Genomic DNA, 20,901 nt, shown 5'->3' on the forward strand with positions numbered 1-20,901 from the left:
CTCCATGAAGAAACTGCTTCTTCTCACAACGATCGCATTTATGGCAGGTTGTCAGAACACCTCCAAAACGCCGGCCATCGACCTGGCGAACCTCGATCCGAGCGTTGCTCCCAACGCCGACTTCTACCAGTACGCCACCGGCGGCTGGCAGCAGCGCAACCCCCTCAAGCCCGAATATTCGCGTTACGGTTCGTTCGACGTGCTGCGCGACAACAACGAAAAGCGCATCAACGAACTGTTCGCCGGCATGACCAAGCAGCAGGCCGAGGCCGGTTCGGTCGAACAGAAGATCTCGGATCTCTACAAGATGGGGCTGGACTCCGTGCGGCTCAACGCCGAGGGTGCGCAGCCCATCGCCGAGACCGTACAGAGTATTCTCGCCATCACCGACCGCGCGCAGCTGACGCCCGCCATCGCCTCGCTCCACACGGCCATCGGCAATCCGTTCTTCGCCGTGGGCGTGGAGGCGGACCTGATGAACAGCGACGTCAATGCGCTCTACATCTCGCAGCCGGGCCTGATGATGGGCAACCGCGACTACTACCTCGATCCGGAGAACGAATCCATCCGCACGGCCTACAAGGAGTATCTGGGTAAGATTTTCCGCCTGACGGGCATTTCGGAGGCCGAAATCGGCCAGGCCGTCGACGCGGTGATGAACATCGAGACCCGGCTGGCCGAGAAGAACTGGTCGAACGTCGAGCTGCGCAACATCGCCGCGCAGTACAACCCGACCGCCCGCGCCGACTTCGAGAAGGCGTACGACGCCATCGACTGGCCGACCTACTACAAGACGATGGGCATCGGCGACTTCGACCGGATCATCATCACGACCCCGTCGGCGATCGCCAACGCCAACGAGCTGCTCAAGAGCGCCCCGCTCGAGGAGCTGCGCTACTACCTGGCCGCCCAGTACATCAGCGAGGCGACCTCGTTCCTGAGCGACGACTTCCTCAACGCGCAGTTCGACTTCTTCGGCCGCACGCTCTCGGGCCAGCAGGAGATGAAACCCCGCTGGAAGCGCGCCATGTCGATCCCCAACAACGTGCTGTCGGAGGCCGTGGGCGAGATGTACGTGGCCAAATACTTCCCCGAGAAGGACAAGGCCCGCATGCTCGGCATCGTGAAGAACCTTCAGACGGCCCTCGGCGAGCACATCGCCGCGCTGGACTGGATGTCCGACGCCACGAAAGCCAAGGCGCAGGAGAAACTGGCCGCCTTTACGGTGAAGATCGGCTATCCCGACAAGTGGAAGGACTACTCCTCGCTGGAGATCGATCCCTCGAAGAGCTACTGGCAGAACGTGGTCAACGCCAATGCGTGGTACACGGCCGACAACATCGCCGAACTGAACAAGCCCGTGGACAGGGCCAAGTGGCACATGTCGCCCCAGACAGTGAACGCCTACTACAACCCCACGACCAACGAAATCTGCTTCCCGGCCGCCATTCTCCAGCCGCCGTTCTATAACCCCGAAGCCGACGACGCGGTGAACTACGGCGCCATCGGCGTGGTGATCGGCCACGAGATGACCCACGGTTTCGACGACCAGGGCCGCAACTTCGACAAGGACGGCAACATGAACAACTGGTGGACCGAGGCCGACGCCGAGGCGTTCAAGGCCAAGACGGACGTGCTGGTCAAGCAGTTCGACGCCATCGAGGTGCTGCCCGCCAAGGACGGCCAGCCGGCCATCCACGCCAACGGCGCACTCTGTCTGGGCGAGAATATCGCCGACCAGGGCGGTCTGCGCGTATCGTACACCGCGCTGCACAACGCGCTGGGCGAGAACCGGCCCGAACCGATCGACGGCTTCGACGCCGACCAGCGCTTCTACCTGGGTTATGCCACGCTCTGGGCACAGAACATCCGTGACGAGGAGGCGGCACGCCTGACCAAACTCGACGTCCACTCGCTGGGCAAGTGGCGCGTGAACGCCACGCTGCGCAACCTCCAGTCGTTCTACGACGCGTTCGACATTACGGACGGGGCCATGTTCCTGCCCGAGCAGGAGCGCGTAATCATCTGGTAACTGCGCTCCGGCGAAACGAGAGGGCTGCCCCGCAACGGGCAGCCCTTTTTGTCGGGTCATCCCCAACCGGAAGCCGGAACCGCCCGGCCGGTCAATAAAACTGTCCCTTCGGTGCGAACATAGGGTAGCCGAAGCTGAAAACGAGGTACATGTTCTTCCAGTCGTGCAGATCGTACTTGGTCAGCCCCAGGCTCACCGGACCGATGGGCGTGTGATAGACCAGCGACGCATCGGCGATGTAGTGCATGCGGCGGTCCTCCGCTTCGAAGTCCGCCAGCAGCGGGTCGTGGTCGCGCTTCTCACGGTACATGGCGTAGAACCCGAGACGGAAGAAGAAGTTGGACATCAGATCGAGCGTCGGCATCACGCCGCCCCCGACGAAGCGCGAGGCGCGGTACTCGGGCATGTAGATCATCTTGGCGTGGGGGATGGGCGCATAGACGGGCAGCGACAGCAGCGTCGCCCCGTCGCGCGAAAAGTGCGGATGGTTCGTCAGGACGGCATCGACGTTGAAGCCGAACGAGAACCAGCGGCTCTGCGGAATGTCGAAATACTTGTCCCACGTGAAACGTCCGCCGAACCAGTGCTGCGGGGTCTTCGAGAGGAAGCGGTCGGCTTCGAAGGGCTCGAACTTCTCCTGCCCGGTGATAAAGATGGCCGAGAGCTTCAGGTCGGAGCCTTTGCGCGGATAGACGAACTTATCGAGCGTATTGCGCTCCAGGGAGGCCATCAGCCCGAAGAACGCGAAGCGGGTGTGGTCCTGGTCGTCGGCCTGCACGACGGTCGAGTCGTAGTGGTAGTTGGAGTGGCCGGCATTGGCCCGCAGCAGGAAGAGGCTGCGGTGGGTGAGGGGCATGCCCAGCCCCAGCGAGAAGAACACCTCGCTGTCCTTGACCTGCAGGGCGTTATTCACCTTAGTCACATTGCCGAAATAGCCGTGGTTGAGGTTGCGGACGTTGAAGTTGAACGAGTAGTCCAGAAACAGGGGCTTCCACGCGTAGAAGTCCGTGCGGCCGCCGATGGCGCCCCAGGTGTAGAGGGGTCCCAGGAAGAGGTCGGCCCCCAGCTGCTGGGCCACGCGGCCGATCGACTGGTAGTTCACCCCGACGTAGGCGGTGTTGAAAGCTGTCGACGAGACGATGCCGCCCACCGAGATCTTGAAGTTGGGCTTGGTACGGAAGCGCGCCTCGAACGAGTAGCGTTCCCGCTCGGGCCGGTAGGTGACGTGGGGGAAATCCATCGAGAAATCGCCGCCCGCAAGCACGCTGAAGAGGTTGTCGCGCAGCTCGGAGAAGCCCATCGGCCGCTGCCGGCCCGGTGTGCGGCGGTCGACCTGTACGAAGTCGCGGATATACTCGCGCTGCGCGGGCGACAGCCCCTCGAGCTTGTAGTCGTCGAAGACGAGCGGGGGCGACTTCTCGCGGAACGCCTCGCGGCGCGCGGCATACTCCTCCGGCGTGCGGCGCTCCGTGATCTTTTCGAGCAGTTCCGGCATGGCGGCGATCGCATCCTGATAGCCCGCGTCCATGATGGCCGCAGCATTTTCGAAGTCGAGCATGTTGACATCCACCGCCCGCGCGATGCGCACGCTGCGATCCTCGGGCAGCGAGTAGTCGGTCTGTTGCATGGCCAGCATGAAGGCCTGTTCGAAGATGCTGCTCTGCTCCGAGGGGGGCTTGTTGCCCGCCGTGCAGATCGAGCCGACGATCAGCGAGGGGCGGAACTGCTCATCGAGCGGCTTCCAGGGGAAGTTGTCGTAGATGCCGCCGTCGTAGAGCAGCATCGAATCGCGCTTGACGGGCTTGAACACCAGCGGAATGGACATCGACGAGCGGACCGCCTCGCTCAGCTCGCCGCTGCGGATGACCACCGGTTCGCGGGCGTTCATGTCGCTCGCCACGCAGAGGAAGGGAACCATCAGGCGGTCGAAGTCGCCGCCCGAAGCCGCCGTGGCCGGGGCGAAAAGCTCCGTGAGGGCCATGTCGATCTGCGTGGAGGAGATCAGGTTCGTGGGGACCTCGAACCGCTTGCCGCTGCCCTTGCCGAAGTTCAGGCGGACGTTGACGAAAGAGGGGTTGTGCCCCACCTGGCGGTAGTAGGACATGTAGACATTGGGGTCGATGCGGCCCGAGACCCAGTCCTTGACCACCCCCGACTCCACGATGCCGCGCATCTCGGCGGGGGAGTAGCCCGCGGCGTACATGGCCGCGATGATCGAACCCATCGACGTTCCGGCCACGTAGTCGATCGGCACGCCGTTCTCTTCGAGCGCCTCCAGTACGCCGATGTGGTAGAGCCCCTTGGCCCCGCCGCCGCTCATCACCACCCCCACGCCGCCCGGCTCGACGGCCGCCGATGCGGCCGCTGCCAGACTGCACGCACAGAGTATCGCAAAACTTTTACGCAACATAATTCCCTTCCGTTAGAACCGACCCGTCGATCCGGGCCGGATCGTTTTCCGCATCCCCGATTCCGTCCGCGGAAAACCGTTCCGCGCGGCGGGCGGCAAATTTGTCGCCTGCAACCGTCGAATTAAACACTTTTTTCGTAACTTTGCACGTTACAACATACCTGTCAAAAGTAGGGAAAAAGGATAAACATTCAAAATATGACCGACAAAATCAATGAACTTCTCCGACGTGTCGAAGAGTTCAAGCCCAAGGCCGCGGCCGAAATCGAGGAGTTCCGCATCCGCATCCTCGGCAAGAAGGGGGAGCTGAACGCCCTGATGGAGGAGTTCAAGACGGTGGCTCCCGAGCTCAAACGCGAACTGGGTCAGCAGCTCAACAGCCTCAAGCAGGCGGCCACCGAGCGTGTGAACGCCCTGCGCGACCAGATGCAGGACGCCACCGCCAACGGACCCGGCATCGAGGACATGACCCGTCCGGGTTCGGCCGAACAGCTGGGTTCGCGCCACCCGATCTCGCTGGTGAAGAACCAGATCGTCGAGGTCTTCGCCCGGCTGGGGTACACCGTGGCCGACGGTCCCGAAATCGAGGACGACTGGCACGTCTTCTCGGCGCTCAACTTCCCGCCCGAGCACCCGGCGCGCGACATGCAGGACACGTTCTTCATCGAGAAGGACCCCGACATCCTGCTGCGCACGCACACCTCCTCGATCCAGGTCCGCACAATGGAGCGTCAGAAGCCGCCCATCCGGGTCATCTGCCCCGGCCGCGTCTTCCGCAACGAGGCGATCTCCTACCGCGCGCACTGCATCTTCCACCAGATCGAGGGCCTCTACATCGACGAGGGGGTTTCGTTCGCCGACATGAAGCAGTCGCTGCTCTACTTCGCCAAGGAGATCTTCGGCGAGCAGGCCTCCATCCGCATGCGCCCCTCCTACTTCCCCTTCACCGAGCCTTCGGCCGAGGTCGACGTCTCGTGCAACCTCTGCGGCGGCAAGGGGTGTCCGGTCTGCAAGGGCACGGGGTGGCTCGAAATCATGGGGTGCGGCATGGTCGACCCCAACGTTTTGCGGGCCAACAACATCGACCCCGAGAAGTACTCGGGCTTCGCCTTCGGCATGGGTATTGAGCGCATCGCCATGCTCAAGTACGGGGTGAAGGACCTGAGGCTCTACTTCGAGAACGACGTCCGGTTCCTCCACCAGTTCGACACCGCGCTCTGACCGCACCGATGAAACGGCTGACAGCGATAACACTCCTCTGCCTGCTCTTTTCGACGGCTTTCGTCGCCGGAAAGGGCACGCAACCCGCGTGGGATGTTCCCGATTCGCTGCGCAGCGTCTGGCTCTACACCGAGGGCATCAAACGCAATGCCATCGACGACGATTCGCTCGAGGCGCGCCGCCTCTTCACCGAAGCGATCCGCCTCGATTCCTCGTTCGCCCCGGCCTACTACGCGCTGGCCTCCAACGGCATGTTCTCCACCCCCGACGAGGCCGTGGAGCTGGCCCGGCGCGCGTGGCGGCTCGATACGGCCAACCTGTGGTATCACCGCTTCTACGGACAGGCGCTGCTGCTGGCCGAGCGCTACGACCAGGCGCTGGGGGTCTACCGGCGGCTGAGCGTGGAAGATGCGCAGAATCCGGACAATTTCCGCATCCTGGCCGCCCTCTACGAGCAGCACAACAACCCCTACATGGCGCTGGCGATGCTCGATTCGGCGGAGCTGCGCTTCGGCCGCATCCCGCCGCTGAGCGTCATGAAACGGCGGCTTCTGGTCGCCACGCACCAGACCGACAAGGCCATCGAGGAGGCCGCCGCGCTGGTCGAGTCCGCCCCCTACGACCGGGAACGGCGCGTCGTGCTGGCCGAACTCTACGGCGTTGCGGGCCGCGACTCTTCGGCGCTGGCCGAATACGATGCGGCCCTGGCGATCGACTCGGCGGACGTCTCGACGCTCCTCTCGCTGGCCGATTTCCACAGCAAACGGCGCGACTACCGTGCGCTGCTCAACGTCACCAAACGGCTCTTCCTCGCCGAAGACCTGCCGCTGGAGGCGAAAGTGCGCCGCTTCGAACAATTTACCGGCGATACGCGCTTCTACCGCGAATTTTACCCCCAGCTCAACGACCTGGCTTCGACGCTGGCCATCCGCTACCCGCACGACAAACGCGTCGTGGAGCTTTATGCCGGCCACCTGATCGCCTCGGGCGAGCTGGAACAGGCCCTTGCACTCTATAAACTGCACACGGCGGACGTTCCTCCCGAGGCGGACTATTTCAGCTGGGTGATCGACATCGAAAGCTACCTTCAGCGTCCCGACTCGGTGGCCCTTTACGTCGACCGGGCGCTGAAGCTCTTCCCCGACAAGGTCTACTTCCACATCGCCAAGGGAAACGTGCTGACCCGCACCGAGCAGCATGCCGACGCCGTACGAGCCTACCGCGAATCGCTCCGCTACGCCGACACCGACTCGCTGCGCGGGGCGATCTGGGGGCTAATCGGCGACGCCTGCCACCAGCAGCTCGAAGCAACTGCTCCGCCGGGCAGCCGCAACTATGCCCGCGGCATGAAGGCGTGCTACAACGCCTACGAGCGCAGCCTGCGCTACAACCCGGACAATACGCTGGTGCTCAACAACTATGCCTATTTCCTGGCCCTCGACGGGGCGCAGCTCGAAAAGGCGCTCGACATGGCGGCGCGCGTGGTGGAGCTTACCGACAACAACCCCACCTACCTCGACACCTACGGCTGGGTGCTCTTCCGCCTGGGACGCTTCGAGGAGGCGCGAAAGGTCCTCCGGCAGGCGATCGCCCTCGACCGGCAGAACAGTCCCGAGCTGATGGTCCACTACGGCGACATCCTCGAGGCGCTGGGCGAACGCTTCCTGGCCGAGACCTACTGGCGCAAAGCCCTCGAACACGGCTACGATGCGGATGAGATCGCCCGCCGGATCACCAGCAAGCCGGACGGGGAGAAAGCATCCGGCGGGAACCGCTCCGACGAACAACCTGGCGGTGCGAAAGCACCCGACCGGCCGCACTCCCGCTGACCGGCCCCCGACCCGTTAAAATCACGCTTCCCGTTAAACCCGCCTTTCCGATGAAACCCCGACGCCTGCTGATTCCGATCCTGCTCTGCCTCGCGCTCTTCACCGCGGCACAGAACGACCGCCGCATCGAGACGCAGAAACAGGTCATCGCGGCCCTCGAAAAGAAGATCGCCGCCGAGGAGGAGCAGCTTTCGAAACTCCGTTCGGGGCGCGCCGCGACCGAGGAGCGCGTGAAGCGGCTGGCCCGGCAGATCGACAGCCGCAACCAGCTGCTGGAGGAGACCGAGAAGCAGGCCCGCCTGCTGCGCGACGAAATCGCCCGTACGGACAGCGTGGCGGGCGATCTCTCGACGACGCTGGCGCGCAACCGCGAGCATTATGCCAACATGGTCCGCGAAGCCTACCGCAATTACAGGCACAACAACTACCTGACCTACCTCTTCTCTTCGCGCGACTTCGAGGACGTGGCGCGCAAGATCGCCAACCTGCGCGAGGTGGCGGCCCTGCGCGAACGCAAGATGCGCGACATCGCCTCGCTCTCCGAGCAGGTGAAGGCCGAACGCGAACTGCTCGAAAACCGCAAGCGGTCGCTCGATTCGGTTTCGCGCAAGCTCGAAGCGCAGCGCGAGAAGCTCCGCCGCGACGCCCGCAGCGCCCGTGCCTCCGTGCGTCAGCTCTCCCAGAAGGAGAAGACGGCCCTCCAGCGCAAACTCGAACAGGAGCAGCAGTTGGACGTGGCGATCAGCGAACTGCGCAAACTCACGCGCGGCAACACCGAGGGCGTCTCGTTCTCGCAGAAGACCACCGGGCTGCGGCTGCCCGTGACCGCCGGGCGGGTCAAACGCTTCAAGGAGAACATGGCCGAGATCACCGGACCGCGCGGCGCGCACGTGCAGTCGGTCTACGACGGCAAGGTCGTGGAGATCAAACGCAACCGCATCACCGGAAAATACGACGTTTTCGTGGCTCACGGCGATTACATAACCTCCTATGCCAACCTGGGGTCGATCTGCGTCGAGAAGGGCCAGAAAGTGGCCAGAAACGCACAGCTGGGAACCATCGGCTCGGCGACCAACATCCTGACGATGGAGACCGAGTACAAACTGGTCTTCGGCATCTATCCGCCCGACGCGAAGATGAAGATGCGCGCCGAGGATTGTTTCCGCAAATAGGGGAGGGCCTGCGGGCCGGACGAGGACAACCCGGGCGGTTGTTTCCGAAAATAGGGGAGGCAGGCGATGTCGGACAACCACAGTTGGGCGATTGTTTCCGTCAATGAAGCATCGAGAAACCCGGAAAGCGAAGGTCGCTTTCCGGGTTTTTTCTATTCTTCTCTCGCCGTCCGGCTAAGCGGGTTTGCGGCTTTAGCCATGCTGGCAATATTCGCTTCGTCCTGTTTCAACCTTTAGGTCGGCGGGCCGCAGCCTCCCCCGGCGAAGGCCCGCTAATCGCGTGCCTCGCAGGCTACGGCCGAAAACGCGCCCCACCAACTCGCGCACTTTGGAAACGGCGGAAATTGCGGCCGGCTGACGACGAGCGCCCGGAAACGGGCGTGCGATATGCTTTGGCTTCGTGTCCGTTCAGCGAGCAGGAGGCGGACCGCCCGCCGGTTTCTGCGTACACGGTTCTTTCACCTTTCTTCTAAAGTAAGGGCAGGTTGTCCGGCTCGAAGAGCCGGCGGGCCGCAGCCTCCCCCAGCGGAGGCCCGCATTCGCGTATCCTCCGCAGGCTGCAGCCCGAAAGGATATGAACCGGACCGCGCCAGTCAGAAGCTAGCTAAAGCGGGCCCTCCACAGGCTGCGCCGGAGATAGAAGTAAACGCGTCGTAAAACAACCCTGCCCGATCGCACCCTTCCGCAGGCTGCGTCCAAGATTTAGATATAGCACGCCGCGTTTTGCGGCCCTTTCTTAATCAAATGTACCGCTCGCTCCCCGAATCTCCCCACCCGGAGGCCCGAAAAAGCACTCCCCCGCCGCCTGCCGCCCGCTACGCAACGCCCAGCCAACCATGCTTCTCCTGAAAGGCAGCCTGCTTATGCTTCCGACCCTTCCCGTTTTTCCGGCTTGTCGAGCACTTTCACCTCGTCGCCCGCCTTGTCGGGAACCTGGAACCAGACCCAGTTGAGTGCTCCCGTCTTAGCGGCAGCATCCTCACCCACCACGTAATAGAAGAGTTTTTGACCCGCATTAAGCCCCGAACCGTTGTTGTTGCACGTAAGCACTTGCTTATCCCGGTAGATGCCCGGCACACCGTCCTCATAATCGAGCAACAGATACTCGATCACCTGTTCCTCCGTATCCAACTTATCGCCGATTACGTTTACATTGGCCGTGGAGAGATAATAGTGCATACAAAGGGCATTGGGAGTGTTGGTCACCTTCACGGCCAGTTTGTCGTTGAGCAAGACGCACTCCAGGCCGATCTCCACCCACGGGGCGGTAGGTACGGGGGCCTGCGTTGAGGCCTTTGCCGAGCCGAACTCCGAATCAACGAAATCGTCTCCGGCAGGGGCCAAGGCCCGTACCCGGACTTCATACTCGGTTGCTGCCGTCAGCCCCTCGAAAAGCACTTCCGTAGCGACGTAAGCGCTTTTTTCCTGCACCCGTGCAGGCGTGCCGTTCACATTGGCAAGCACTCGTACGCATAGGCCGCAGCCTTTGGAACAGCGTTCCACGTAGCGCGGAACGAGGTAGTCCCCACCTCGGAAACCAGCACTTCGGGAGCAGGCAGTTGTACAGGTTCAATCACTTCGGGAGGAGTTGTCGGATCTACGTCGGACGGATCGTCGTCGCTGCAACCCGTAAAGAAGGCTCCGGCACATGCCGCGAGCAGCAGAAATGCGTAGCATCTTTTCATAAGCAACTATTTTAAGGGATTTATCCACGGACAAGATGCACATTTCATCGTCAAAACTACCATTCCGAGATTTTACAACCAAATGACAGTCAATAGGATAGTAATTCACAATGTCTTTTCAGAATACGAAAAGATCTTATTACACTACATCTGAATTTCAATTCGTAACCCAAACCTCCATCCGGAATTAAAATAATTTTTTTACGGTTTTTCCGCCACTGCGCCACGGATGGACGCGCTCTGGGAGAAAACCGACCGCAACCGGGTTCGGATCGCAATATTTTCGTACTTTTGCAGGGAAATTGCGCGCTTCTGCGGAACGCGCCCAAACCGCACCGAACCATGACCGTACGTTATCACAACGACGACAGCACCTACCGCCTCCCCCAAAAACGGCGCACGACGGAGTGGCTGCGCGGCGTAGCGGCCTCGGAGGGCTACACGCTCGGCGAGGTCGACTACATCTTCTGCTCCTCGCAGCGGCTGCTGGAGATGAACCGCCAGTTTCTCGGACACGACTATTACACCGACATCATCACCTTCGATTACAGCGACCGGCGCGGGACGCGCATCGTCTCGGGCGACATCTTCATCGACGTGGAGACAGTCGCCGACAACGCCCGCCGGTACGGTGCGACACGCCTCGGGGAGATGCGCCGCGTGGTGGTCCACGGCGTGCTGCACCTCTGCGGGCAGAACGACAAGACCCCGCGCACCAACGCGCAGATGCACCGCAAGGAGGACAAATACCTCAAATTCTGGGAGTGATGAAAAATTTCCTGTTTTGTCTCCTGCTTCTCGCCGTCTCCTGCACGGGCAGGCGGCCGGCGGGGCAGGCGGACACCCGGACGACACCGAAGTCGCTCGTATCCGTACCCGTTCCAGCCACCGACCCCCTGCCGCGGGATGAAAACGGGGCTTACATCGCCCCCTACACGCTCAACGACACGACGTTCCTCTACTCATGCACCTGGACCGAAAAAGGGGAACCGCACCATATCAAGGCATTCCTGGTCCGCGACCGCGACTCGGAGCCCTACCGACAATTTATCCGGCAGTCGACGCTTTCGAAGCTCAACCCGGGGAACGCCTATGAATTGGAGTGTCATTGGAAGATGCTCAAGGAACTTTATCCCGAACCGCTGCCCGTTCACGACCTCGACGGCTGTCCCCAAACGTGGATTCCCCTGGTAACTTTCAAGGGAAAACACTACGTGGACCTGCTCCGGTGCGATCCGATTTGGATTACTGATTCGCTTTATATCCAGCATTTTCTGGACGGTCCGATGCCGGGTCGCCTCGAAACGTTCGAACACCCCGCACCCGCGCATTACCGGCTGCGGACCGTCGGTCCCGCCTATCCCGAACCGGGCTTGCAGGTGGATATCCATATCATCGACCCGGTGCGGCAGATCGCCGTTATCGTATTCCGCACCGACGTCGAATACGCCCAGCTGTACGGGGCGCTGGAGCGCATCGACCAGTTCGACCTGGTGGATTGGGATGTAACGGACCTTCCCGCCGGAGATGAGATTACGTGGGACGAGATCGACTGTCTGTCGCTTATCCCGCAGGAAGCGCGCAATGCCGGGACCGTGATTCCGGACAGCACTGCCGGCCGCGGGGAGTTGGAAACCGAAGACACAAGCACGGAAAAATGACCCTCGATTACGATATTGTCGTCATCGGCGGCGGCCATGCCGGATGCGAAGCCGCAGCGGCGGCCGCACGCCTCGGCTCGCGCACGCTGCTGCTGACGATGGACATGGCCAAACTGGCCTCCATGTCCTGCAACCCGGCCGTCGGCGGAGTAGCCAAAGGACAGATTGTCAGAGAGATAGATGCTTTAGGCGGTCAGATGGGCCGCATCACCGACCTCACAGCGATCCAGTTTCGGATGCTCAACCGCTCGAAGGGGGCGGCGATGTGGAGTCCGCGCGCGCAATGCGACAAAACCCGTTTTTCGGAGGAGTGGCGGCACACGCTGGAGAACACCCTCAACCTCTATATCTGGCAGGATGCGGCGACCGAACTGCTGTTCGAACCGATTTCCGACGCAGCCGTCAGCGCTTCCGGAACGGCGGATTGTCCGCCGTCGGACAGCGGTGCGGATCGGCCTGAAACGGATGCTCATTCTGTCCCAGACCCGCCACAAATTCCCGCCGACCCGGACTTTGCAAGGGACCCCCGCAAGCTCCGTATTCGAGGGGTGCGGACCCGTATGGGCGTCGAGTTTTCGTGCCGGGCCGTGATCCTCACGGCCGGGACTTTCCTCGAGGGGATGATGCACTGCGGAGCCTCCAGCGCCGAAGGGGGCAGGGCAGGGGATGCCGCTTCGCACGGCATAACCGACAGCCTGCGCGCCGTCGGCTTCGATACGGGCCGCATGAAGACGGGAACCCCTGCCCGGCTCGACGCCCGGACGATCGACTTCGAACAATTGGAACCGCAGTACGGCGACGAAAAGCCCGGAAAGTTCTCCTTTTCTTCCGAAACGGAGCCGGTAAAAGAGCAGCTGCCCTGTTTTCTGGTCTACACCACGCCCGAGGTACACGCCACCCTGCGCGGCGGATTCGCCCTTTCGCCGCTCTTCAACGGGACGATCCGCGGCATCGGTCCGCGATACTGCCCCTCGATCGAAGACAAGCTGCGCACCTTTGCCGACAAGGAGCAGCACCAGCTCTTCCTGGAACCCGAGGGTCGTTCGACCAATGAATATTATCTCAACGGCTTCTCCTCTTCACTGCCGTGGGAGGTGCAGTGGGAAGCCCTGCATAAAATCCGCGGATTCGAGGATTTGCATATTTTCCGTCCCGGGTACGCCATCGAATACGACTATTTTCCGCCTACACAGCTCCATCATTCGCTCGAAACGAAGCGCGTGGCCGGTCTTTACTTCGCCGGACAGGTCAACGGAACCACCGGCTACGAGGAGGCGGCGGCGCAGGGATTGATGGCGGGCATCAACGCGCATCGGGCGCTCAACGGGGCAGAACCCGTAGTGCTGAAGCGCGACGAAGCCTATATCGGCGTACTGATCGACGACCTGGTAACCAAAGGGGTCGACGAGCCTTACCGCATGTTCACCTCGCGGGCCGAGTACCGCATCCTGCTGCGGCAGGATAATGCCGACATCCGGCTCACGCCGCTGGGACATGAAATCGGCTTGATTTCGAAGAAAAGATATGCCGAATTCCGCAAAAAAAATTCGCTTGTAGAATCGCTTATTTCCTATGCGCGTTCAACCAGTGTACGTGCAGACGAAATTAACGACTATCTGAAATCGGTCCATTCCGACCCGTTGACGCAGGGTCGGAAGCTCTACGACATCCTGATGCGGAACGACGTTACGTTCGAAAACCTGCAAAAGGTGCTGCCCCGGCTGGCCGAATTTATCCGCGTGAACGAAATGAATGACGAAGTGATCGAGGAGGCGGAAATACAAATCAAATACAAAGGATATATAGAACGCGAAAATTTCATCGCCGAAAAGCTGCACCGGCTCGAAAACATTCGGATTCCGTCCGATTTCGATTACAATTCGATGAATGCACTCACGATCGAAGCCCGGCAGAAACTTTCGCGCATCCGTCCCGAAACCATCGGTCAGGCGTCGCGCATACCGGGCGTTTCCCCGGCCGATGTCAACGTCTTACTGGTAAAATTCGGCAGATAGGGGAGTGTTCCACGTGGAACAAAAAGAAGAAAAAGACCGTCGGAAATCCGACGGTCTTTTTCTTTAGACTGAATGGAATTACATGACGATCGTGCACCAGCCATGTATATCTTCGGCTCGGCCATACTGAATATCCTGCAAACGGGTGTAGAGTTCCATCGAAACCTTGCCGACCTCCGAACCGTATTCATAAACGGCATTGGTCTGCATGTCGAAAATCTTGCCGATCGGTGTAATGACCGCCGCCGTTCCGCAACCGCCGCACTCTTCAAAGGTCGGCAGTTCCTCGACGGGAATCCGGCGATCCTCGACCTCCAGCCCCATATCGCGGGCCAGTTGGCGAAGGCTCTTGTTCGTAATCGACGGCAGGACGGACGGGGATTTCGGCGTAATATATTTACCCTCCTTGATGCCGAAGAAGTTGCAGGCGCCGCACTCTTCGATGTATTTGTGCTCGGCAGCATCCAGATACATAATATTGGAATAGCCCAGGCTGTGACCCTTTTCTCCCGAAAGCAGGCTGGCCGCATAGTTGCCGCCCACCTTCACGTCGCCCGTTCCACGTGGAGCAGCCCGGTCCTGTTCACGGTCGATAGCGACCGGCATCGGCTTGATCCCCGATTTGAAATAAGCTCCCACGGGCGAGCAATAGACGATCAGCAGCGCATCCTTGGCCGGCTTGACACCCAGACCGACTGTCGTGCCGAACATGACGGGACGCAGGTAGAGCGACGCCCCCGTGCCGTAGGGCGGGATATGGCGTTCGTTACGCTTCACCACTTCGATGCAGGCATCGACGATCATATCGATCGTCGGAACCGGCAGGCAAAGGCGTTCGGCGGAAGACTGGAGCCGCCGGGCATTGTCCTCGACCCGGAAGAGCCGCACCTTTCCGTCTACGCCCCGGAAGGCTTTCAACCCCTCGAAGAGTTCGATGCCGTAGTGCAGGCACGAAGCAGACATGTGCATGCGAATGTACTCGTCCTCGGTGATCTCCATTTCGCTCCACTTCCCATCGGTGAAGGTGTAGCGGGCATTGACGTCCGTTTTGCGGTAATCGAACCCCAAAGCGCTCCAATCTGTCTTTTCCATAACCATTATTTTAAAGGTTTTTTCTGTTTCCGTTCCAATCAGCCAACGACTGCGCCGGCCATGGTCTTTTCGTCGGGCCCCAGCAGCCGCAGCTTTCCGCCGGCATCTTCGGCCATCAGGATCATGCCACGTGAGAGAATCCCCTTCAGTTCGCGGGGTTCGAGGTTGACCAGCACAAGCACCTGCCGGCCGACCAGCTCTTCGGGGGTGAAGTGCTCGGCGATGCCCGAGACGATCTCCCGTTGGTCGATACCCGTATCGACGGTCAGCTTCAACAGTTTTTTCGTCTTGGCGACCTTCTCGGCAGCAAGGATGGTCGAAACGCGAATATCCATGCGCAGAAAGTCGTCGAACGAAATACTATCTTTTTGATTTTCAATCTGTTGTACTGAATTTTCTGCCTGATTGGCCGCTTTCGTGGCGGCGAGCTTGTCCAGCTGACGCTGGATCACGTCGTCCTCGATCTTCTCGAAGAGCAGTTCCGGCTCGCCGATCGTGTGTCCCGCCTCGATCAGGTCAGTCGCTCCCAGCCGCTCCCAGCCGAACTTGTCGACGGCGAGCATACGCAGCATTTTGGCCGCCGAGAAGGGCATGAACGGCTCGATGGCGATCGCCGTATTGGCCGTGATCTGCAGCGCCACGTAGAGGATCGTACGAACCCGATCGGGATCGCTCTTGACGACCTTCCACGGCTCGGTGTCGGCCAGGTACTTGTTGCCGATGCGGGCGATGTTCATGGCGTCCTTCAATGCCTCGCGGAAATGGTAGTTTTCGATGTTGCTCTCCAGCGATCCCTTGACGGCGGCGATCTCGGCGAGTGTTTCCCGGTCGTAGTCGTTCAGCGCATCCGGCGCAGGAACCCGGCCGTCGCAGTACTTCTTGGTGAGCACCAGCGCCCGGTTGACGAAGTTACCCAGCACGGCCACCAGCTCGCTGTTGTTGCGCGCCTGGAAATCCTTCCACGTGAAGTCGTTGTCCTTGGTTTCGGGTGCGTTGGCGCAAAGCACGTAACGCAGCACGTCCTCCTTGCCGGGGAACTCCTCCAGATATTCGTGCAGCCAGACGGCCCAGTTGCGCGAGGTCGAAATCTTCTCGCCCTCCAGGTTCAGGAACTCGTTCGCGGGCACGTTCTCGGGCAGGATGTAGCCGCCGTGCGCCCGGAGCATCGCCGGGAAGACGATGCAGTGGAAGACGATGTTGTCCTTGCCGATGAAGTGGACCATCTTCGTATCCTCACTCTTCCAGTACCTCTCCCAGTCGGGCGTAAGGTCCTTCGTGGCGGAGATATAGCCGATCGGCGCGTCGAACCAGACGTAGAGCACCTTTCCCTCGGCCCCTTCGACCGGCACGGGAATGCCCCAGTCCAGGTCGCGGCTCACGGCACGCGGCTGCAGGCCGCCGTCGAGCCAGCTCTTGCATTGGCCGTAAACGTTGGTTTTCCACTCTTTATGCCCGTCCAGAATCCACTCGCGCAGGAACGGTTCGTACTCGTCGAGCGGCAGATACCAGTGTTTGGTCTCCCGCTTGACGGGAACCGACCCCGATACGGCGCTGTGCGGATCGATCAGCTCGTCGGGCGAAAGGGTCGATCCGCACTGCTCGCACTGATCGCCGTAGGCGCGTTCGTTGCCGCAGCGGGGACACGTCCCGACAATATAACGGTCGGCCAGAAAGGTCTGCGCCTCCGTGTCGTAGTACTGCTCCGAGGTCCGCTCGATGAATTTGCCCTCGTCGTAGAGCTTGCGGAAGAATTCCGATGCCGTCGCGGCGTGGGTCGCCGACGAGGTGCGCGAGTAGATGTCGAACGACATGCCCAGCCCCTCGAACGACCGCTTGATCATCGCGTGGTAGCGGTCGACGATCTGCTGGGGCGTGACCCCCTCCTTGCGGGCCTTGATGGTGATGGGCACGCCGTGCTCGTCCGATCCGCAGACCGAAATCACGTCGTAACCCCGAAGGCGGAGGTAACGGGTATAGATGTCCGAAGGTATGTAGACTCCCGCCAGGTGGCCGATATGGACCGGCCCGTTGGCGTAGGGGAGGGCGGATGTAACCAGGTAGCGTTTGAACTCTTTTGCCATATGTCGTATGCGATCTTACTAATTCCTGTCAAATTTAGTAAATTTTGTGATAACCGGAAAGCAAACCCCCGGAATTTGTTTCCGACGGTAACATGCGTCCAAAAAAAGAAGCGCACCGTCGGGTGCGCCTCTTTCTGTCGGAACCGGATTTTCAGCGTATGTCCAGCTCGTCGAGCAGCCAGCCTGCGCCGCCGAACTTGTCGATCACCAGCAGCACATAGCGGATGTCGACCGCGATGGTGCGCTGCAGCTGCGGCTCGAACGCCACGTCGCCCGACATGGCCTCCCAGTTGCCGTCGAACGCCAGACCGATCAGCTCGCCGCGGGCGTTCATCACCGGCGATCCGGAGTTGCCGCCCGTGATGTCGCAGTCCACCAGGAAGGCGACCGGAAGCTCGCCCCCGGCGTTGGCATAACGGCCATAATCGCCGGCCGCATAGATCTCCTTGAGGCGTTCGGGCACGGTGAACTCGGTCGGATTGTTCTTATCCTCCTTCTCCATCACCCCTTTGAGGGTCGTGTAGTAGTTGTAGCGAATCCCGTCGGCCGGATCGTACGGAAGCACGCGGCCATAGGTGAGCCGGATCGTGAAGTTCGCATCGGGGGCCCACGCCTTTTCGGGCTGCATGCGCATCAGGCCGGCGATGTAGAGCCGCTGCCCCTCGCGTATCTTCGTATTGCCCGCACGCTGCGCATCGACCAGCTCGTGCAGTTTCTTATCGACCGACCGGCCGAATACCGCCGCCGGGTCCGTCGTGAGGTCCTCTCCGCCCTCGACCGCCGCCAGCGCCTTGGCCTCGTCGGTAAAGACGGAGTTGTCGTAGAGATAGTCGACATAGGCCCCGGTATCGCCGCCGAACTCTTTGTCGATCACCTCCTTAAAGACGTCCGGCAGCTCCTTGCAGTTCTGCTGCACCAGCTGCAGCATACGCCGGGCGACCTTCCGGTCGGTAGAGAGGTTGTAATCCTTGTAGAACTCCGCAAGCTGCTCGCGGAAAGCCTCCGGAGTGAGTTTTTTCTCGCGGAGCATCCCGGCATAGCGCGCCGGGGTGAGAATCTCCACCGCGCGGCTGACCGCCTCGCGCAGGTACTGCTCCGAAGCGAAGTAGGGTGCATTTTCGTTTACCCCGTCGCGGATCAGATCCAGCGCCTCGGCGAACCGCTCCTCGGGAAGCGTCTGCGCCGCGGCCCAGGCGCAGAACTCCGCCTCCTGCTCCTGCTTGCGCTCCTTGACGCGCAGTTTGCGAATGCCGCGCGACTTGCCGATCGAGTTCTTCCAGTAGTTCGAGGAGACGGCGTACTTCGACGCGTACTGAATACGCACCTTGTCGCTGGCGGCCATGTCCTCCTTCAGAATATCCTGCCGCTCGCCGCGGATCGAGATACGCTGCGGATTCTCCACTTCCAGCAGCCGGTCGATCTCGTAGGAGGTCATGTAGCGCTGGGTCGTCCCCGGAAATCCCATGATCATCCCGAAGTCGCCCTCCCCGTATCCGTCCAGCGAAATCTTCAGGTACTTCTCCGCCTTGTAGGGCCTGTTTTCCGGCGCATAGTCGGCCGGCTTGTTGTCCGGTCCGGCATAGACGCGAAAGATGGAGAAATCGCCTGTATGCCGCGGCCACATCCAGTTGTCGGTCTCTCCGCCGAACTTGCCGATCGAAGTGGGGGGCGCAGCGACCAGCCGCACATCCGTGAAGACCTCGATCAGAAAGGCGAAATACAGGTTGCCGCCGAAAAAGGACTTGATCTGCACCTCCAGGCCCGGATGCTCCCCGCGGAGTTTTTCGCTGAGCGCGGCGCCGTTTTCGCGGACCATCCGCTCGTACTCCTGTTGTCCGGCAGTCGAGGGAATGTTGCCGATCAGATCGGGGGTCACGTCCATAATCTGCCGCACGAAGCGCACCTTAAGCCCCGGAGCGGGCAGCTCTTCTTCCCGCGACATGGCCCAGAAGCCGTTTTTGAGGTAGTCGTGTTCGACCGACGAAAGGGCCTGGATCGACCCGTAACCGCAGTGGTGGTTGGTAAAGAGCAGCCCGTCGGGCGAGACGATCTCGCCCGTGCAGCCGGGACCGAAGACGACCACAGCGTCCTTGAGCGAGGTGTGGTTCATGCTGTAAATCTCCTCGGGCGAGAGCTTGCAGCCGCGTTCCTTGAGCTGCTTGGCATTCATCTTTTGCAGGTAGGGCAGCAGCCACATGCCCTCGTCGGCCATCGAGGTCAGCGTCAGGGACGCCGCAGCCAAAAATAAAAAGAGTTTTTTCATAAAAAGTAGGTTTTGATTCGTTTGTTTACACCGCCAGATCATCCTCCTTGCCGCGGTTCTGCTCGCGCGCAAGGCGCATGAGCATTACGTTGCCGACAGTCACCACTCCCACGCGGCCGACGAACATCAACGCAATGAGAATCAGTTTGCCTGGTGCAGTGAGCGTCGCCGAAACGCCCGACGAAAGGCCGACCGTTCCCAGCGCCGACGCCGCTTCGAACATCAGCGGCAGGAATGCGCTGCGCCCCGCTTCGGTCATCGTCAGCAGGTAGGTTCCGAAAAAAAGGATCACCGTATAGAATACGAAGATCGTGAGCGCATCCTCCACCCGATAATCGGGGATTCTGCGTCCGACAAGCGTCACTTCGCGGCGCAGTCCGAGGCGGGCCTTGATAAAGGCGAAGACCGCCGAGAGGGTCGTCGACTTGACGCCGCCGCCCGTTCCCGAAGGCGAAGCTCCGACATACATGACCACCGTCAGCACGAAGAGCGACAGGGGGATCAAATCGCCGACATCGACCGTATTGTACCCCACGGTCGTCATGGCCGACATCGTCTGAAAGAGCGACACGAGCAATCGTTCCCCCGGGGAATAGGCGTCGAACGAGGGTTCGAAGAAGTAGAGATGGAACGTACCCCACAGCGTAACGATGAGCGTAATGGTAAGAATTACCTTCGAGGTGAACGTTACCCGGTGCGTACGGTGCGTTATCTTGTGCCACAAATCGGAGATGACGATAAAACCCATCGCGCCCGCATAGCTGAGCGTCATGATGACCAGATTGACCGGAACGTTGTCCGCAAAACGCATCAGGTTGTCCGGATAGATGCTGAATCCGGCCGTGCAGAAAGCGGAAACGCTGTGGAATACGGCGCTCCAAAGCGGCCGGTCGACCCCTTCGATGCGGAAAAAGAGATAAAGCAGCAAGGCCCCGGCAACTTCGAAAACAAGCGTGTAGCGCAGAATCGAGGCGGCCATCCCCGCAACCCGGAAATTCTCGGGCAGGGAGAACTGTTTGCGAAACGCCTGCGCACGCACCCCGACGAAGTGGTGCGTCACGCGGTACATGACGAAGGTCGAAAGGGTCATGTACCCGATACCGCCCAGTTGGATGAGCAGCAGGATGAGCAGCTCGCCCCAGAAAGTGTACTCCGCCGCCACGTCCACCGTCGAGAGACCCGTGGTCGAGACGGCCGACATCGACGTGAAGAGGTTGTCCACGAACGACACCTTTCCCACCGTCATGAACGGGAGGCACAACAGCAGACCGCCGATCAGAAAGTAGGAGAGATACCCCATCGTGAGCTGCCGCTGGGGTGTCGAAGCGATATATCCGAACGTAAAAAAGCGTTCGACATCGAATTTGAGCAGCCAATGCCCAAAATGCCGGTGCACGTAACCGGCCCACCGCAGCAAACGTTCGCAGGCTTTTCTCATCG

At 60.8% G+C, this 20,901-nt stretch carries 14 protein-coding genes; 7 read left to right on the forward strand and 7 right to left on the reverse strand.

The features are described 5' to 3' along the window. Window positions 1–40: 40 nt before the first annotated feature. The gene (locus ACMO9O_RS04265) at window positions 41–2,032 is read left to right on the forward strand and encodes a M13 family metallopeptidase (protein WP_418982452.1); all 1,992 of its coding nucleotides are present in this window, start codon (window positions 41–43) and stop codon (window positions 2,030–2,032) included. Between the two features lie 91 nt (window positions 2,033–2,123). Here the strand turns inward: ACMO9O_RS04265 and ACMO9O_RS04270 are convergent, their stop codons facing one another. Then, a complete protein-coding gene (locus tag ACMO9O_RS04270; protein WP_418982379.1) occupies window positions 2,124–4,442 on the reverse strand; it encodes a patatin-like phospholipase family protein in 2,319 nt (772 codons plus the stop codon). A 198-nt stretch (window positions 4,443–4,640) separates the two neighbouring features. Between ACMO9O_RS04270 and pheS the strand changes: the two genes are divergently transcribed. From pheS to ACMO9O_RS04285, 3 genes are read left to right on the forward strand one after another with little or no spacing between them, the layout of a single operon-like run. After that, window positions 4,641–5,663 (forward strand): phenylalanine--tRNA ligase subunit alpha, encoded by a 1,023-nt coding sequence (gene pheS, locus ACMO9O_RS04275; RefSeq protein ID WP_418982380.1) that lies wholly within the window; start codon window positions 4,641–4,643, stop codon window positions 5,661–5,663. 8 nt (window positions 5,664–5,671) lie between these two features. Then, window positions 5,672–7,492 (forward strand): tetratricopeptide repeat protein, encoded by a 1,821-nt coding sequence (locus ACMO9O_RS04280; RefSeq protein WP_418982381.1) that lies wholly within the window; start codon window positions 5,672–5,674, stop codon window positions 7,490–7,492. A 50-nt stretch (window positions 7,493–7,542) separates the two neighbouring features. Beyond that, on the forward strand, window positions 7,543–8,664 hold the full coding sequence (locus tag ACMO9O_RS04285; RefSeq protein ID WP_418982383.1) for a murein hydrolase activator EnvC family protein: 1,122 nt from the start codon (window positions 7,543–7,545) through the stop codon (window positions 8,662–8,664). An 861-nt stretch (window positions 8,665–9,525) separates the two neighbouring features. Here the strand turns inward: ACMO9O_RS04285 and ACMO9O_RS04290 are convergent. Beyond that, a complete protein-coding gene (locus tag ACMO9O_RS04290; RefSeq protein WP_418982384.1) occupies window positions 9,526–10,128 on the reverse strand; it encodes a hypothetical protein in 603 nt (200 codons plus the stop codon). Beyond that, the gene (locus ACMO9O_RS04295; protein WP_418982385.1) at window positions 10,113–10,349 is read right to left on the reverse strand and encodes a hypothetical protein; all 237 of its coding nucleotides are present in this window, start codon (window positions 10,347–10,349) and stop codon (window positions 10,113–10,115) included. Before ACMO9O_RS04295 ends, ACMO9O_RS04290 begins: the two co-directional genes overlap by 16 nt. Before the next feature lie 342 nt (window positions 10,350–10,691). Between ACMO9O_RS04295 and ybeY the strand changes: the two genes are divergently transcribed. Genes ybeY through mnmG form a run of 3 tightly spaced genes read left to right on the forward strand, consistent with a single transcriptional unit; the run spans window position 10,692 to window position 14,025 of the window. Then, the gene (gene ybeY / locus ACMO9O_RS04300; protein ID WP_418982386.1) at window positions 10,692–11,117 is read left to right on the forward strand and encodes an rRNA maturation RNase YbeY; all 426 of its coding nucleotides are present in this window, start codon (window positions 10,692–10,694) and stop codon (window positions 11,115–11,117) included. Continuing rightward, a complete protein-coding gene (locus ACMO9O_RS04305; RefSeq protein ID WP_418982387.1) occupies window positions 11,117–12,010 on the forward strand; it encodes a hypothetical protein in 894 nt (297 codons plus the stop codon). The genes ybeY and ACMO9O_RS04305 overlap by 1 nt, the downstream gene beginning before the upstream one ends. Then, window positions 12,007–14,025, forward strand: coding sequence for a tRNA uridine-5-carboxymethylaminomethyl(34) synthesis enzyme MnmG (gene mnmG / locus ACMO9O_RS04310; RefSeq protein ID WP_418982388.1), 2,019 nt, complete (start codon window positions 12,007–12,009; stop codon window positions 14,023–14,025). Before ACMO9O_RS04305 ends, mnmG begins: the two co-directional genes overlap by 4 nt. A 78-nt stretch (window positions 14,026–14,103) precedes the next feature. Here mnmG and ACMO9O_RS04315 read toward each other — a convergent pair whose 3' ends face one another. From ACMO9O_RS04315 to ACMO9O_RS04330, 4 genes are all read right to left on the reverse strand, one after another. Continuing rightward, the gene (locus tag ACMO9O_RS04315; RefSeq protein ID WP_418982389.1) at window positions 14,104–15,123 is read right to left on the reverse strand and encodes a branched-chain amino acid aminotransferase; all 1,020 of its coding nucleotides are present in this window, start codon (window positions 15,121–15,123) and stop codon (window positions 14,104–14,106) included. A gap of 32 nt (window positions 15,124–15,155) precedes the next feature. Beyond that, entirely contained in the window at window positions 15,156–17,198 is a 2,043-nt protein-coding gene (metG, locus tag ACMO9O_RS04320; RefSeq protein WP_418982391.1) for a methionine--tRNA ligase, read from the reverse strand. A 151-nt stretch (window positions 17,199–17,349) separates the two neighbouring features. Continuing rightward, a complete protein-coding gene (locus ACMO9O_RS04325; RefSeq protein WP_418982392.1) occupies window positions 17,350–19,461 on the reverse strand; it encodes a S46 family peptidase in 2,112 nt (703 codons plus the stop codon). Between the two features lie 25 nt (window positions 19,462–19,486). Then, on the reverse strand, window positions 19,487–20,899 hold the full coding sequence (locus ACMO9O_RS04330; protein WP_418982393.1) for a TrkH family potassium uptake protein: 1,413 nt from the start codon (window positions 20,897–20,899) through the stop codon (window positions 19,487–19,489). Window positions 20,900–20,901: the final 2 nt, after the last annotated feature.

Source organism: Alistipes sp., assembly GCF_048465635.1.
Taxonomy (GTDB): domain Bacteria; phylum Bacteroidota; class Bacteroidia; order Bacteroidales; family Rikenellaceae; genus Alistipes.